Origin of the sequence: Breoghania sp. JC706, from assembly GCF_037026715.1 — a bacterium.
Classification (GTDB): domain Bacteria; phylum Pseudomonadota; class Alphaproteobacteria; order Rhizobiales; family Stappiaceae; genus Breoghania.
Genome location: NZ_JBANCG010000004.1, coordinates 256,975 through 272,888, shown reverse-complemented (window position 1 = coordinate 272,888; position 15,914 = coordinate 256,975). Strand labels below are relative to the sequence as shown.

The following is a 15,914-nucleotide window of genomic DNA, read 5'->3' as shown; positions in this document are numbered from 1 at the left end:
GCGATGACCAACCTTCCCGTGACCTCCGAGAGCTTCACCATTCCCGTCGGGCCGCTGCACGTGGCGCTCGAGGAGCCGATGTATTTCCGCGTCGCCGTCGACGGCGAGACGGTGACCGATGTCGACATCAACGCCGGCCACGTCCATCGCGGCATCGAGTATCTGGCCACCAAGCGCACGCTCGCCCAGAACATGATCCTGACCGAGCGCATCTGCTCGCTGTGCTCCAACAGCCATCCCGAGACCTTCGCGCTCGCGGCCGAGACCATCGCGGAGATGGAGGTGCCCGAGCGCGCCACCTACCTGCGCGTCGTCGCAGGCGAGGTGAAGCGCGTCGCTTCCAACCTCTTCAACGTCGCCATCCTTGCTCATCTGGTCGGCTACGAGGCGCTGTTCATGCACGTGATGCAGGTGCGCGAGCTCGCCCAGGACCTGAAGGAGGCCGTCTTCGGCAACCGGATGGATCTGGGGGCCATCTGCATCGGCGGCACCCGCTACGATCTGGACGAGGACACGATCACCGCCCTGACGGTGGCGCTCGACCGGCTGGAGCCGGAAATCCGCGAGATCGAGAAGACCTACCGCACCAACGGCTCGATCCAGCGCCGCACGCGCGGCGTCGGCGTTCTCTCCATCGACGACGCGATCGCCTGCGGCGTCGTCGGCCCCGTCGCGCGCGCCAGCGGTCTGATGCAGGACGTGCGCGCCGATGCGCCCTACCACGCCTACGACCGCCTGCCGCTCGACGTCCAGACCTTGCCCGACGGCGACGTCTGGTCTCGCGCGATGATCCGCCTGCACGAGGCGCTCGACGCCATCGTGATCCTCAGGGCGTGCCTGCGCGACCTGCCCGACGGGCCGGTCAACCTGGGCAGCGACCCCTACGTGCCGCCGGGCCGGGCCGTGGCCCGCTCCGAGGCCCCGCGCGGCGAGCTGCTCTACTACCTGAAAACCTGCGACGCGGAAGAGCCCGAGCGCCTGAAATGGCGGGTTCCGAGCTTCCCCAACTGGGACGCCCTGACCGTCATGCTGAACCGCGCGAAGGTCGCCGACATCGCCATCATCGTGAACAGCATCGATCCCTGCATCTCCTGCACGGAACGCTGAAGGAACCGAGACCGGCAAGGGGCCCGCGTGCCCCGATCCCGGCGAGACAAAAAAGGAGAAATCCCATGGCCTACCGTATCGACCCCGAGATCTGCGAAGCCTGCGGATCCTGCGAAGACGTCTGCCCGAACAAGGCGATCAGCCACAAGGGCAAGGTCTACACGATCAATCCCAACAAGTGCCAGGAGTGCGTCGGCGACTTCGACGAGCCGCAATGCGTCGACGTCTGCCAGTCCGGCGCGATCGAGCACGTCTGACCCCGCAACCGAAACCCCTCTCCGGGCCGGCCCCGCGCCGCCCGGACGCGGACATGGCTGGAGGAATACACCATGGATGTCTTTGAGGAACTGGTTCGCGAACGCAGCGCGCGACGCCCTTGCGCGCTGGCCACGATCGTCAACGTCCAGGGATCGGTGCCCGCCTCCGATCACGCCAAGATGCTGGTGCGTGCGGACGGCTCCATCGTCGGCACCGTCGGCGGCGGAGCGGCGGAAGGCGAGGTCATCGTCAAGGCCTGCGAGGCCATGAAGGACGGCAAGCCCCGGATGGTCTCCTTCAACCTGCACGACAACCCGCTGATGGACAGCGGCATGGTGTGCGGCGGCGCGCTCGACGTCTTCGTCGAACCCTTCCGCCCGGCCGTCTCCGCCTATCTCTTCGGCGGCGGTCATGTCGGTCTGGTCACCGCCCGTCTGGCGCAAAGCGTCGGCTTCGAGGTGGAGGTGATCGACGATCGGCCCGAATTCGCCAATGCCGAGCGCTTTCCCGAAGCCCGTGCCGTCCATGCGGGCCCCTGGGAAGAGGTCACCGCGAAACTGGCGCCCGACGAGCGTGCGCTGATCTTCATTGCCACGCGCGGGCATGCCCACGACACCAAGGTGCTGTCCTGGGCGCTCACCACGCCGGCCGGCTACATCGGCATGATCGGCTCCAGGCGCAAGGTCCAGACCGTATTCAACAAGATCCGCACGCAGAACGTGCCGGCGGAAAGGCTCGCCCGCGTCCATGCCCCCGTGGGCCTGAATATCGGTGCCGACACGCCCGAGGAGATCGCGGTGTCGGTGGTCGCCGAAATGATCGCCCACATCCGCGGTGCCGAGGCCGTGAGCTCCCGTTTCATGGCCGATCTCGACACGCCCCGCCGAACCGCGAAAGGCGCGGACGGCGATGGGGATGCCGCGCCGGCCGAGCAGGTTTCGGGTCTCGGCGCGGCCTGAAACGAGCGGGCCCCGACCGGGACCCGACTTCGGGGGCTGGCCCGCCCCCCCGCCCCACCTCCTCTCCACGGGGAATGTCCCTCAAGGCGGGGACATCGGGCTCGAAGGGTCGAGCGGATCGGATGCGGGAAAAGCCATTCCCGCCCCTTGCGACCCGCCCGGCGACCGATCCGGCGGCACGGGATTCTCCGCGCCGCCCTAAGGGAGAAACAACATGAAACGCATCAGTCTGAACGTGAACGGCGTTGATCGCTGGGTTCTGGTCGAACCGGGCGCCAACCTTGCCGATGTTCTGCGCAACCAGCTGCGGCTGACGGGCAGCAAGGTGTGCTGCGACAACGGCCAGTGCGGCTCGTGCACCGTCATCATCGACGGCAAGCCCGTGCGCGCCTGTCTCAAGTCGGTCGACGAATTGGCCGCAACGGCGAAGATCACCACCATCGAGGGCGTCGGCACCCCCGGCAACCTGCATCCCCTGCAGGTCGCCTGGATGACGCACGGCGCGGCGCAGTGCGGCATCTGCACCTCCGGCTTCATCATGTCGGGCAAGGCGCTTCTCGACAAGAACCAGAACCCGACCCGCGAACAGGTCCGCGCCTGGTTCAACCGCAACCGCAACCTGTGCCGCTGCACCGGCTACAAGCCGCTGGTCGATGCGGTGATGGACGCCGCCGCCGTCCTGCGCGGCGAGAAGAGCGTCGCCGAGATCATGCCGAAGGCCAAGGAAGACGGCTCCATCCTCGGCACCTCCTACATCCGTCCCTCCGCAGAGGCCAAGGTCACCGGCACCTGGGACTTCGGCGCCGACATCGCCCTGCGCATGCCGGAAGGCACGCTGCGCCTGGCGCTGGTGCAGGCCAAGGTCTCCCATGCGGAGATCAAGGGCATCGACACCTCCGAGGCCGAGGCCATGCCGGGCGTTGAGAAGATCCTGACCTGGGAGGATGTGAAGGGCCGCAACGCCATCACCGGCCTGATCACCTTCCCCTCCAACAAGGGCGACGGCTGGGACCGTCCGATCCTGTGCCGGGACAAGGTCTTCCAGTACGGCGACGCGATCGCCATCGTCGCCGCCGATACCGAGGAACATGCCCGGGCCGCGGCCGACAAGGTCAAGGTCGATCTGGAGATCCTGCCGGCCTACATGTCGGGCTTTGCAGCCCTTGCGCCCGACGCGATGGAGATCCATCCGGGCGTGCCCAACGCCTATTACGAGCAGGGCGTCGTCAAGGGCGCGGAGACCGCTCCGCTGATGGACGAGGCCGCTGCGGTCGTCGACATCACGACCTATTGCTCGCGCCAGCCCCACCTGCATCTGGAACCGGATTGCGGCGAGGCCTTCGTCGATGACGACGGCGTGCTGACGATCCTGTCCAAGAGCATCGGCGTGCACCTGCACCACGCCATGATCTGCCCGGGCCTCGGCCTGGAGCCGGACAAGCTGCGGCTGATCCAGAACCCGACGGGCGGCACCTTCGGCTACAAGTTCTCGCCGACCATGGAAGCCCTGCTGGGCGTGGCCGCGCTGGCGACCGGCAAGCCGGTCTCGCTCGTCTATGACCAGCACCAGAACATCACCTACACGGGCAAGCGCAGCCCGGCGAACATCAACATCCGGCTCGCCTGCGACAAGGACGGCAAGCTCACCGCCATGGAAACCGACTGGTGGCTCGATCACGGCCCCTATTCGGAATTCGGCGATCTGGTGACGCTGCGCCAGGCCCAGTTCACCGGTGCCGGCTATCATCTGGAGAACATCCGCGGCCAGGGCCGCACCGTTGCGACCAACCACGCCTGGGGCTCCGCCTTCCGCGGCTACGGTTCGCCGCAATCGTTCCTGGCATCCGAAATTGCCATGGACATCCTGGCGGAGAAGATGGGCGAGGACCCCTTCGAGTTCCGCTACAAGAACCTCTACAACGAGACCTCGACAACGCCGACCGGGCAGAAGCCCGACGTGCTGGTCCTGCCGCAGCTCTTCGACATGCTGCGTCCGAAATACGAGGAAGCCAAGAAGCGGTGCGCCGAGCTTTCGACCGATGAGGTCAAGCGCGGCGTCGGCATTGCGCTCGGCATCTACGGCTGCGGCCTCGACGGTCCCGACAGCTCCAACGCCCGCGTGGAGCTGACCCCCGACGGCGTCATCGTCTACAACGCCTGGGAAGACCACGGCCAAGGCGCCGATCTCGGCACGCTGACCATGGCGCACGAGGTGCTGCGCAAGGCCGGCTTCACCGTCGATCAGATCAAGCTCGACATGAACGACACCAACGGTCCGAACTCCGGTCCGGCCGGCGGCAGCCGTTCCAACGTGTTCACCGGCAACGCCACGCGCGTGGCATCGGAAATGCTGCTGAACGCCATGCGCAAGGACGACGGCACCTACCGTACCTACGACGAGATGGTCGCCGACAACGTTCCCCTCGTCTACGACGGCAACTGGGTCGCCGCCGCCTGCACCGACTGCACGCCGGATACCGGCCAGGGCGATCCCTTCCCGATCTACATGTACGAAGTCTTCATGCCGGAAGTGGAAGTCGACATGGAAACCGGCGACGTCAAGGTGGTCAAGTTCACCACGTCGGTCGATGTCGGCACCATCATCAACAAGGCGACGGTGGACGGCCAGATCTACGGCGGTCTGGCCCAGGGCATCGGTCTCGCCCTGACCGAGGATTTCGAGGATCTGGAACTTCACAACACCCTGAAGGACTGCGGCATCCCTTATCCTAAGGACGTGCCGGACGACATGGAGATCCTCTATCTGGAAACCCCGCGTCCGCTCGGTCCCTTTGGGTCCGCGGGCTGCGGCGAAGCGCCTCTGACCGCGCCGCATCCGGCCATCCTCAACGCCATCTACAATGCCTGCGGCGTGCGGATCTTCCGGGTGCCGGCCCTGCCGGAGGTGATCAAGCAGGAACTGGAGGCGAAGGCCGCGCGCGAAGGCCGGGCCTCCGACCTCGTCCACTGACCACCACGCGCCATGGCGGCAAACGTTTGCCGCCATGGTCTTCCGGTCGGCGGGGCTGGCGGTCCTTGAAACCGTTCGTCCCGTCAACCGGAACGAGCGACGTTCCCGAAACCGGCCTCCGGCGAAACGGTTCTCCCACGCCGGAGGCTCCCACGAGGGGCCGGACATGGACAGTGATCGCGTCAGGAAACTGGAAGCCAGGTGCATCGAGGAGCAGCCGCCCGCCTGCGTGGCGACCTGTCCTTTGCACGTGGACATGCGCGCTATTCTGGAAAAAGTGAAGAAGGGCGATTTCTCCGGCGCCTTTGCGCTCTACGCCCGGATGGTTCCCTTTCCCGGCATCGTCGGCCATATCTGCGATCACCCTTGCGAGGCGACGTGCCGTCGGCAGGAGGCGGGTGGCGCCATCCGTATCGCCGCGGTGGAACGCGCGCTGGTGGAGGAAAGCTACGCCACCTTGCGTCGGACGGCGCAGCGCCTGTCGAAGCCGAAGCGCGTCGCGATTGTCGGCGCGGGGCTTGCCGGTCTGACCGCGGCCTTCGATCTGGCCATGAAGGGACACCGGATCACGGTTCTGGAAGCCGATGCCCATCCGCTGGAACGCCTCCACCACGATTACGACGAAGCCGTCCTGCCGCGCTCGGTCATTGCAGCCGAACTCGGCGCGCTGCAAACCCTCGGCGTGGAGATCCGCGTCAGAAGCCGGATCGCCGGCGGCGGCGGACCGCTGGGGCTCGACACGCTCATCGACGACTTCGACGCCGTGCTGCTGGCGCTGGGGCCGGGCGTCGCCCGCAATTTCGCCCCCACAGTGCGCCTGACCGACAACGGCCGGATCGACATCGACCCGAACAGCCGCGCCACAAGCCACCCGAAGGTGTTCGGCGGCGGCTTCCACGGCGCACTCGGAGAAGTCTATTCCCCCATTGGCTCCATCCACGACGGCCGCCGCGCCGCCGCCTCCATCGACCGCTTCCTCCAGGGCGCCTCGCTGACCGCCAAGCGCGACGATGACGGCGGGGAGGCCTCGTGCCTCTATGTCAACACCGCCGCGCAGCAAGCCGTCTCGCCGGTCGAGCCGGTCGATGCGGCGGCGGGCTATACGCTTGAAGAGGCGAAGGCGGAGGCCGCGCGCTGTTTCCCCTGTCATTGCCAGGAATGCGTGAAGGCTTGCGTGTTCCTCGCCCATTACAAGACCTACCCCAAGCGGGCGGTGCGCGAGATTCACAACAACCTCAGCATCATCATGGGCAACCGCAAGGCCAACCGGATGATCGACAGCTGCTCCTTGTGCGGCCTGTGCGAGACGGTGTGCCCGACCGATCTCGCCATGGGCGATGTCTGTCTGGAGGCGCGGCGCGAGATGGTCGACAGCGGCCACATGCCCGCCTCCCATCACGACTTCGCCCTGCGCGACATGGAGGATAGCCGCTCCGCGCGTGCCGCTTTCGCGCGTCACGAACCAGGGCATGCGCGCAGTGCCCGCGTTTTCTTCCCCGGCTGCCAGCTCACCGCCTCCGCGCCCGGTCATGTGGAGCGGGTCTATGCGCACCTGCGCGACCGGCTGGAGGGCGGCGTCGGCCTGATGGTCGATTGCTGCGGAGCGCCGGCGCACTGGTCGGGACGTACCGCGCTTCACACCGAGGTGGTCGATCACCTGCGCCAGACCTGGGAGGAGATGGGCGAGCCGGAAATCGTCACCGCCTGCGCCACCTGCCTGACCATGCTGCGCAAGCATCTGGGCGAAGCGCCGGTCCGCTCGCTCTGGCCGCTTCTGGCCGAAATCGGATGGCCGGAGGACGCGGATGCGCGGGCCGCAGGCAGGACGCTCGCCATCCACGATCCCTGCACGGGTCGGCACGAGCGCGAGGTTCACGTTGCCGTGCGTGATCTGGCCGCGCGGCTCGGCGCCTCGGTGCGCGAGATCTCGTCCGCCGAACTGACCACCTGCTGCGGCTTCGGCGGTCTCGTCTCCTTCGCCAATCCGGAGGTGGCGAACGCCACGATCGATGCGCGCGCCGCCGAGCGGCCGGAGGATTACCTGACCTATTGCGCCATGTGCCGCGACAACTTCGCCCGGCGCGGCAAGCGCTCGGCGCACCTTCTCGATCTCGCCTTTCCGCCCGAGGACGGCTCCGATCCCGCCGCCCGGCCCGATCCCGGCTTTTCCGGGCGTCGCGACAACCGCGCGCGGCTGAAGATCCGCCTGCTGCGCAACCTGTGGGGAGAAGACATGAACGATCCCGAACTCGTCTGGACCGTGCGCATTCCCGACGAGGTGCGCGCCGACATGGAACGCAAGCTGATCCTGGTGGACGAGGTCACAGCCGTGATCGCCGATGCGGAGACCACCGGCCGCAAGCTGAAGGACCGCAAGACCGGGCTCTTCATCGCGACGTTGCGCACCGGCCCCGTCACCACCTGGGTGGAATACGAGAACACCGAAACCGGCGCGCTCGTCCACAAGGCCTACGGCCACCGCATGAACGTGGAGGCGAAGTCATGAGTGCTCCCGTTCCTCCCAAGGATGAGGTTCCCGATACGGACGATCTGATCTGCGCCAGATGCGACGTGCCGCTCACCATGGGCAAGGTGCTGGCGAGCTACATGGGCCAGACCTTCCCCGTGGAACTGCCGGTCTGTCCGTCCTGCGGCTTTGTCTATGTCTCCGAGGAACTGGCGGCCGGCCGCATGCTGAAGGTCGAGCAGGCGCTGGAGGACAAGTGATGGACCGCCTCCACGCGCGCGCCTCGTCCGTATCTGCCTCATCCCCGTCCGCTTGTGCCGGCCTTTTCGGCAGCGGGCTGGTGTGCGACGGCGAGGGCGAGCCGCTCGGGCCCGGCGGCTGCGCGGTCACCGAGGAGCTTGTGAACGGCGCCGGTTTCGCGGCCGGCGACCGGGTGGCCGATATCGGCTGCGGGCAGGGGCGCAGCGTCGCCTTCATGGCCGCCCGGGGGATTTCCGCCTTCGGGATCGATGCCGATCCGGGGCCTCTGCGGGTTGCCCGCGACCGGGTGCCGGGCGTCCTCGTGCAGGCCCGCGGCAACGCGCTGCCCTTCTGCGACGGCGCGCTCGACGGCGTCCTGTCGGAATGCGTGCTCTCCGTTATGCCCGATCAGGCCGCGACGCTTGCCGAGTGGGCCCGCGTGCTGCGCCCGGGCGGGCGTCTGGCGCTCGCCGATGTCTATGCCCGCAATCCCGCACCTGATGCGACCGCCTGCGCCCGGGCGGGAGGCATCCGTTCGGCCACGCAATTGCAATCGCTCGTCGCCGCTGCCGGGCTCGTCGTGACCCGGTTCGAGGACCGCTCCGACCGGCTGCGGGACTGGGTCGGGCGCTTCATCTTTCAATACGGATCGCTGGAAGCGCTGTGGGGTGATGCCGCCACGGTGCGGGCCATGCGCGCCGTCGCGCCGGGCTACTGCGTGGCGATCGCCGTCAGGCCGGCCCGCCCGGCGCCAACGGCAACGCAGGCGCCTGCGGCAATATAGGAGAAGCAGACCATGAACGAGGACACCTTCCGCATCGCGGAGCTGCTGCTCGCCGACATGAAATGCAGCCACGTGCTGATGACGCTCGCGCTGGAGGCGGGCGGGCGCAGCAATCCCGACCTCGTGCGCGCCATGTCCGGGCTCGCGCTGGGCATGGGGCAGGGGCTCGACTGCGGCGCGCTCTCCGGCGGCTGCTGCGTGCTGGGCCTGCTTGCGGGCCGCAGCGGGGCGGATGAGCCGGAAGACGAGCGTTTCGCCGACATGCTGGACGAGTTCAGCGGCTGGTTCGTCGTCATGGCGAAGGAGCGTTACGGCGGTTACACCTGCGCCGAGATCATGGGCTTCGATCCCGCTCTGAAGGCCGAGCGCTGCCCCGGCCTCGTCGGCGATTGCTGGGCCAAGCTGCGCGAGATCCTCGAAAGTCGCGGCGTCGATATCGCCAATCCCCCGCGCCCCGCGCCGGATGGGGAGATGCCGGCATGAGCGGACGCAAGGATATTGCGGCGATCGTTCTGGCGGCGGGGCTTTCCTCGCGCATGGGCGCTCTGAAACCTCTGTTGCGGCTGGGCGAGGAGATTGTCATCGGCCGGGTGATTCAGGCCGCCCGGGACGCCGGTGTCGATCGTATCCATGTTGTCGTGGGCCATCGCGCTGAGGAGATTGTCCCGCACGTCTTGCGTATGGGGGCCATGCCGGTGCTGAACCCCGATTACAGGTCCGGCATGTTGAGCAGTGTCAAGGCGGGCATTACATCTTTGGATGAGAATGCGTTCGGGTGTCTTCTCATGCCGGTGGACATACCCCTGGTCCGGCCCACGACCGTAATCCGCGTCATCGAAGAGGCCCTGCGCGGCGATGCTCTCCTCGTCCACCCCGTCTTCCTGGGCGAGCGCGGCCATCCCCCCTTCATCGCGTGCGAGCTGTTCGCCGAGCTTCTCGCAGCCGATGGGTCCGAGGGCGCTTGCGCCATCCTTTCCCGCCACGAACGGGAGGCTGTGGAGGTTGCTGTGTTCGACGAAGGCTGCCTGCGCGACATGGATACCCCGCGCGACCATCGCGAGCTGAACGCGGCGCTGGCCGGCCAGGCCGTACCGAACGGTGCCGAATGCCTCGCCATGTTCGAGGCGGCGCAAACGCCGGTTCCCGTGCGCCGCCATGGCCGCGCGGTCGCAGATCTCGCGGTCACGTTGGCCGAAAGGTTGAACCGGGCGGGGCTATCGCTGGACGTGGCCCGCATCCGCGCCGCCGCCTTGCTGCACGACATCGCCAAGGGCCGCCCGCATCATGCGGCCGCCGGCGCACGGATGGTGCGGGACTTCGGCTTTCCCGATCTTTTCGAGATCATCGACCGTCACATGGCGCTTCCTGCGCGCCCCGTGGCGATCGACGAGACGGCCGTGGTCTATCTGGCCGACAAGCTCGTCTCCGGCGAGCGTCGGGTGAGCCTCGACCAGCGTTTCGCGCCTGCGCTGGAACGCTTCGCCGGCAACGAGGAGGCCTGCGCGGGCGCCCGCCGTCGCCTTGCCGACGCCCGCGCCATCGCCGCCCTGATGGAAGCGGCAGGGGGCCGCGGCATTCTTTCCGATGCCCGGTCGGATCAGGAACCCGCAGCTGTTGCTTCCAGCCACGCCCTTCGGGAGATCGCTTCATGACCTTTTCCGACAGCCGTCTCGTGCTTGCCAACACCGAGAGCGTGTGCCCGGATTGCCTCGCGACCGTGCCTGCGATCCGCTACGCGGAAGGCGACACGGTTTATCTCGAAAAGACCTGCCCGCAGCATGGAACGACCTCGACGCCCATCTGGCGCGGCCTGAAGAGCTATTTCCTCTGGGATGCGAGCCCGCGCAACCGCTCGCGCGTGCCGAAGCCCGCGACCGTCGTCCACGAAGGTTGCCCGCGCGACTGCGGCCTGTGTCCGGATCACCAGCAGCAAAGCTGCTGCGTGCTTCTGGAAGTCACCTCGCGCTGCGATCTTGCCTGCCCGGTCTGCTTCGCCTCCGCCACCCGCAAGGGCGAGGACATTTCCTTTGACACCATAGAAGCCTGGCTCGACACGCTGATGGAGCGCGCGGGCGGCCGGGTGCACATCCAGCTTTCCGGCGGCGAGCCGACGGTGCGTGACGATCTGCCCGAGATCGTCGCCCTGGCGCGCCGCAAGGGGTTCTCCTTCGTCCAGGTCAACACCAACGGCGTGCGCATCGCCAAGCATCCGGACTATCTGGAAGCGCTGGTGGCCGCAGGGCTCGACTGCGTCTTCCTGCAATTCGACGGGGTGACGGATGACGTTCACCAGAAGCTGCGCGGCGCAAAGCTCGCCAGGGTCAAGCTTCAGGCAGTGGAGGCTTGTGGCCGGGCCGGGGTGGGCGTGGTGCTGGTGCCGACGCTGGTGCCCGGCGTCAACACCGGCCAGATCGGCGCCATCGTGGAGTTCGCCAAGGCGCACATGCCGACGGTCCGCGCGGTCCATTTCCAGCCAATCAGTTATTTCGGCCGCGTGCCGGCCCCGCCGCGCCCCGAAACCCGTTTCACCCTGCCGGAGGTGATGGAGGCGCTGATCGAGCACGAGCAAGGCGGCATTCGCCTGTCCGATTTCCACCCCGGCTCGGCGGAAAACCCGTTCTGTTCCTTCGCCGGACGGTTTCTCGTCGGCAAGGACGGCCGGCTCAGCGTGGACAGGGACGCGCCCGTCTCGTGTTGCGGCGCCCCGCCGGAGGAGGAAGCCTCCTGTTGCTGCGGCGAGGGCCACGTCGAGGAGGAGCATTCCTGCTGCGGTGGTTCGAAAGATGCGGGAGAAGACCACGGCTGTTGCGGTGGCTCCAAGGGCGAGGAAGACGCGCACAGCTGTTGCGGCGGCGGGAACGAGGCGGAGGCCGGGCATACCTGCTGCGGTGGGTCTGCCGCCCATGAAGAAGAGCAGGGATGCTGCTGCGGCTCCGCCAGGGATCCGGCATCGGATGAAGCCGCTGCCCCGGCTGCCGATGCGCGGCCCAGCGCGGATGTCGCGCGGGCGCGGCGCTACGTGGCCGACCAGTGGACGATGGCGGCCGCTCCCGAAGGGGACGCGCCGGGTCTCGCCGCCTTCGACGCGGTTCTGCAGCGGCGCGCCCACTCGCTGGGGCTGTCGGCCATGGTGTTCCAGGATGCCTGGACACTGGATCTGGAGCGCCTGCGCCAGTGCCACATCCACGTGATGTCGCCAGACCAGCGGGCGATCCCCTTCTGCGCCCACAACCTGACGGATCGCGAGGGACACAGCCTCTATAGGGGGCACACGGGATGATGGATTGGGCCGCCCGTCGCATGGAGGTGCCCGCTCCGCTCACGGCGGAAAAGCGGGATGCCTATCAGCTTGCCCGGATCCGGGAGACGGTGGCCCACGCCCGACGCGAAAGCCCATTCTACCGCACGCGGCGCAAGTGGCCCGACGCGCTGCCCGAAACTCTGGCGGACGTCGCCCGGCTGCCCTTCACCTGGCCTCAGGAGCTTGCCCGCAACGATCCGCCGTTTATCGCAACTCCGCGCAGCGCCATCGCCCGGATGGTCACGCTCCAGACCTCGGGAACGTCGGGTCCGGCGAAGCGGATCGCCTTCACCGCGCAGGATGTGGAGGACACGACCGACTATTTTCGCCACGGCATGGCGCAATTTACGCGGCCGGGCGATAGGGTCGGCATCGCCTTTCCTGCCGCGCGGCCCGGCAGCATCGGCGAAGACCTGGTAAATGCGACGCGGCGCCTGGGTGCCCTGCCGCTGGCGGCTCCGGCCGATGCCTTCGTCTCCGCCGAGGCGTTGCTTGCCTGGATCCGCGCCGAACGGCCCGACGTGCTGTTCGGAGCTCCCGTGCCGTTTCTGGCCGCCGCGCGTCTTTCTCACGTCGACGGCGGTGCGATCCCCGCCGTCCGGGCGGCGCTGATCAGTTCCGACACCGCATCGCCGGCACTTGTTTCTGCGCTCGGCGCCCTGTGGGGCTGCGAGGTGTTCGATCACTGGGGCATGACGGAAACCGGCTATGGCGGCGCGCTCGATTGCCCGCACCACGCGGGCGCCCATATCCGCGAGACCGACCTTTATCTGGAGGCGATCGATCCCTTGTCCGGCGCGCCGGTGCCGGCGGGCGAGGAAGGCGAGATCGTCCTCACCACCCTGTGCCGCACGGCCGTTCCGTTGATCCGCTACCGCACCGGCGATCTGGCGCGTATCGTCGATACCCCGTGCGAGTGCGGCCTGCCGTTCCGCCGTCTCGTCGGCCTTGGACGGCGCGTCGGTGGGGCCGTTCCGCTTGGCGGCGGCGCATGGCTGTCGCGCGCCGATATGGACGATGCGTTGTTTGCTGGCACGACGGTTACGGACTATGCGGCCCGCCTCGACGAGACATCGCCGCCGGTGCTCGGCATCGTCGTCGCTGCACCCGGGGAAGACGCGGACATTTCTGCCGGAGCGCGGCAGGCCCTGCTCGCGTGCCCGGCGATAGGTGGGGCGGTCGCGGCGGGAGGGCTGCGCCTCGATGTAAGACGGGAGCCGGGGGCCCTGCTTCTTCCCACGACGGGCAAGCGCGGCATCGCGCGTCTGCGCCACGGGCCGGTGCCCCGCGCGGTGCTGTTCGATCTTGATGGAACCCTCGTTCACACGCAGCCGGCCGTGGTGGCGGCGCTCAACGAGACGCTGGCCACCTTCGGCTTGGTTCCGCTGTCTGACGAAGCGGTGTTGGACATTCTCGGCGGCGGTGCCGGCGCGCTGGTCGAGCGCGCGGCCCGTCTTCAGGGACGCGAGCTTTCGCCGGACGAGCGCGAGGCCATGGTCGCGCGCTACCTCTCTCTTTACCCAGACCATGAAGCCGCCCTGAGCGCCCCCCTTCCCGAGGCCGGCGAGACGATGCGCGCGATCGCGCGGCAGGGCCGCAAGGTGGCCGTCGTCACCAACAAGCGCACGCGCGATGCGCAGATGCTGCTCGACTGCTTCGGGCTGCGTGCGCATGCACAGGCCGTCGTCGGCGGCGATCCGCTTCTGTCCGGTAAGCCCGCGCCCGATCTTCTTCTCGTCGCCTGCCGTCGGCTCGACTGCGCGCCGCATGACGCGCTCTTCGTCGGCGACGGGCCGGAGGATCGCGAGGCGGCGCGGGTGCTCGACATGCCCTTCGTCCGGCTCGCGCGCGCCGGGGCACGGGCCTTGCCTTGCCAACCGCGATCCTGTCCGCCGCAGCCGATTCCGGCCGGGCGGAGCATCGCGGATCTGGCCGATCTGCCTCGACTGATTATGGGAGAACCGTTGCGATGCTAGACCTTTGTCACCGAAATCTTCCGGCATGTCATGCCGTGTCGCGGAACGCGGGGGAACGACCCGCGCCGCAACCGGAGACGCTCGCCCCATGATGGCCGGCGAAGACGAACGGGACACGACCAAGCCGGCAGCGCCGCCGCCTGATCTGTCGCCGTCCGAGTTGCCCGTGGGGGCCTGCCACCGGCTTGCTGACGGCACGTTTTTCGTGACCCTGTCATCGCGACGCCCCGCAGCAGCGCTCGACACCATTGAGGGCTTGCCGACCCCGATCCTGCACTCGTGGCGCAGATGCGTCGCGCAAGGGGTGGACACGATCCTGCCGAAGGACGTCGACGTGGCGTCCCATTACGATCTGCGCATGCTGATCGAAAGCAACGAGGCGCTGGTGCGCGCGGCCGGCGCGGAAGTGGAGGCCTTGCGCCGCGATCTCGGCGATCACAGCGGCCTCGCCGTTCTCACCGATGCCACCGGCCGCATCCTGATGCGGGTCGGGGACGACGCCTTCGCCCGTGCCGCCGACAGGCTTTCCCTCACATCGGGGGCTTCCTGGGCGGAGCAGTCCGTGGGTACGAACGCCATCGGCACCGCGCTTGTGGAAGGTCAACCGCTGTCGGTCCTGGGGCTGGAGCACTATGTCACCTCGAACGGCGTGCTGAACTGTTCCGCCGCGCCGATATTCGATCCGCGCGGCGTCATTGTCGGCGTGCTCGATCTCAGCACGCCGACGACGGTTCCCCACGACCATATCCTCGCGCTCGTGCGCCGCGCGGTGGAACAGATCGAACGAAGTCTCTTCCGGTTGCAATGCGGGCAGTGGGAATGCATGCATCTGCATTCCCACCCCCATTTCGTCGGCAGCCCGCACGAGGGGCTTCTCGCCTTCGACGGCGATCGGCTGGTCGGGGTGAACCGCAATGCGGTGACCCTCCTGAACCTGCCGTGGTCGGCGGTGGGCGATGCGCGCTTCGGCGAGCTGTTCAGCGTCCAGTACGGCAGTGTGAACCGGCAGGCATCTTCCGACGAGTGCGTCGTCCAGACGACCGCCGGGCAGACCCTGTTTGCGCGCATGGAATCGGCGCCCCGCGTCCGGCAGCCTTCGGCCGACGGCGATCCGGCGTCGCTCGCCCTATCCGCCGATCCCGCCGCCCCGCCGCGCGCCCCGCACGAGGTTCTCGACACCCTGCCGGACGATCCCGCGGTTGCGCGACCGAGACGCCGCAAGGCCCGGCGCGGCACGTTGATCTACGGTGCGGAGGAACGGGACGAGACCGGCGACGCGATGCTGATCGTTGCGGGCGGCGAGGCACGCTGTTTCACCTCCTTCGAGGGCAAGGAGCTGACGCTCTTCACCTTGAGCGAGGGCGACGCCATGCCCCTGAAGGAGCATATCCAGGTCGAGATCCAGAAGGAGGGGGATTTCTATCTGCTGCGCCATTCGGTCTTCGACCGGCTTGTGCGGACCTATCCCGATTTCGCCTTCTCGGTCATGCCGGTGATCCAGCGCCTGTTGCGGACCTCGATCGACATCATCGAGGACGTGGCCTTCCACAGCGTGAAGTACCGCCTCGTGCGCATGGTCGTCGATCTTGCGGAAAAAAGCGGACGCAAGACGCCGCGCGGCGTGGTGATCGACATGCGTTCAAGCGGCGAGACGCTGGCCATGCGGGTGGGCGCCTCGCGACAGACGGTCTCCACCGCGATGGCAGGGCTGGTGCGCGACGGCGCGCTGGAGCGGCTGGGCGGCGGCGCCATCCTGATACCCGATCTGAAACGCCTGAAGTCGGATCTGGAGGACTTGCGGTAATGGCGGGCAAACGCCCGTCATCGCGCGAAGACCGGCCTTTGCCGGGA

At 67.9% G+C, this 15,914-nt stretch carries 12 protein-coding genes; all 12 read left to right on the top strand.

Annotated features, from left to right (window positions below):
• Nucleotides 1-3: 3 nt before the first annotated feature.
• The 12 genes from V2L18_RS09760 to V2L18_RS09705 all read left to right on the top strand — a co-directional run bounded on the left by V2L18_RS09760 (nucleotide 4) and on the right by V2L18_RS09705 (nucleotide 15,867).
• Nucleotides 4-1,107 (top strand): nickel-dependent hydrogenase large subunit, encoded by a 1,104-nt coding sequence (locus V2L18_RS09760; protein WP_336178041.1) that lies wholly within the window; start codon nucleotides 4-6, stop codon nucleotides 1,105-1,107.
• 65 nt (nucleotides 1,108-1,172) lie between these two features.
• Nucleotides 1,173-1,364, top strand: a complete 192-nt coding sequence (locus V2L18_RS09755; RefSeq protein WP_107988364.1) for a 4Fe-4S binding protein — start codon at nucleotides 1,173-1,175, stop codon at nucleotides 1,362-1,364.
• A gap of 72 nt (nucleotides 1,365-1,436) precedes the next feature.
• On the top strand, nucleotides 1,437-2,324 hold the full coding sequence (locus V2L18_RS09750) for an XdhC/CoxI family protein (protein ID WP_336178040.1): 888 nt from the start codon (nucleotides 1,437-1,439) through the stop codon (nucleotides 2,322-2,324).
• Nucleotides 2,325-2,538: 214 nt separating this feature from the next.
• Complete coding sequence (locus V2L18_RS09745; RefSeq protein WP_336178039.1) at nucleotides 2,539-5,295, top strand: molybdopterin-dependent aldehyde oxidoreductase; 2,757 nt, start codon at nucleotides 2,539-2,541, stop codon at nucleotides 5,293-5,295.
• Nucleotides 5,296-5,461: 166 nt separating this feature from the next.
• A complete protein-coding gene (locus V2L18_RS09740; RefSeq protein ID WP_336178038.1) occupies nucleotides 5,462-7,801 on the top strand; it encodes a pyridine nucleotide-disulfide oxidoreductase/dicluster-binding protein in 2,340 nt (779 codons plus the stop codon).
• Complete coding sequence (locus V2L18_RS09735) at nucleotides 7,798-8,022, top strand: DVU_1557 family redox protein (RefSeq protein WP_336178037.1); 225 nt, start codon at nucleotides 7,798-7,800, stop codon at nucleotides 8,020-8,022. Before V2L18_RS09740 ends, V2L18_RS09735 begins: the two co-directional genes overlap by 4 nt.
• Nucleotides 8,022-8,786, top strand: coding sequence for a DVU_1556 family methyltransferase (gene trsM / locus V2L18_RS09730; RefSeq protein ID WP_336178036.1), 765 nt, complete (start codon nucleotides 8,022-8,024; stop codon nucleotides 8,784-8,786). The genes V2L18_RS09735 and trsM overlap by 1 nt, the downstream gene beginning before the upstream one ends.
• 12 nt (nucleotides 8,787-8,798) lie before the next feature.
• Nucleotides 8,799-9,269, top strand: a complete 471-nt coding sequence (locus tag V2L18_RS09725) for a DVU_1555 family C-GCAxxG-C-C protein (protein ID WP_336178035.1) — start codon at nucleotides 8,799-8,801, stop codon at nucleotides 9,267-9,269.
• Entirely contained in the window at nucleotides 9,266-10,438 is a 1,173-nt protein-coding gene (locus V2L18_RS09720; protein WP_336178034.1) for a DVU_1551 family NTP transferase, read from the top strand. The genes V2L18_RS09725 and V2L18_RS09720 overlap by 4 nt, the downstream gene beginning before the upstream one ends.
• Nucleotides 10,435-12,066: a radical SAM (seleno)protein TrsS gene (gene trsS / locus V2L18_RS09715; protein ID WP_336178033.1), complete on the top strand. Its 1,632-nt coding sequence runs from the start codon at nucleotides 10,435-10,437 to the stop codon at nucleotides 12,064-12,066. The genes V2L18_RS09720 and trsS overlap by 4 nt, the downstream gene beginning before the upstream one ends.
• Nucleotides 12,063-14,063, top strand: a complete 2,001-nt coding sequence (locus tag V2L18_RS09710; protein ID WP_336178032.1) for a DVU_1553 family AMP-dependent CoA ligase — start codon at nucleotides 12,063-12,065, stop codon at nucleotides 14,061-14,063. The genes trsS and V2L18_RS09710 overlap by 4 nt, the downstream gene beginning before the upstream one ends.
• A gap of 88 nt (nucleotides 14,064-14,151) precedes the next feature.
• Complete coding sequence (locus tag V2L18_RS09705; RefSeq protein ID WP_336178031.1) at nucleotides 14,152-15,867, top strand: GAF domain-containing protein; 1,716 nt, start codon at nucleotides 14,152-14,154, stop codon at nucleotides 15,865-15,867.
• Nucleotides 15,868-15,914: the final 47 nt, after the last annotated feature.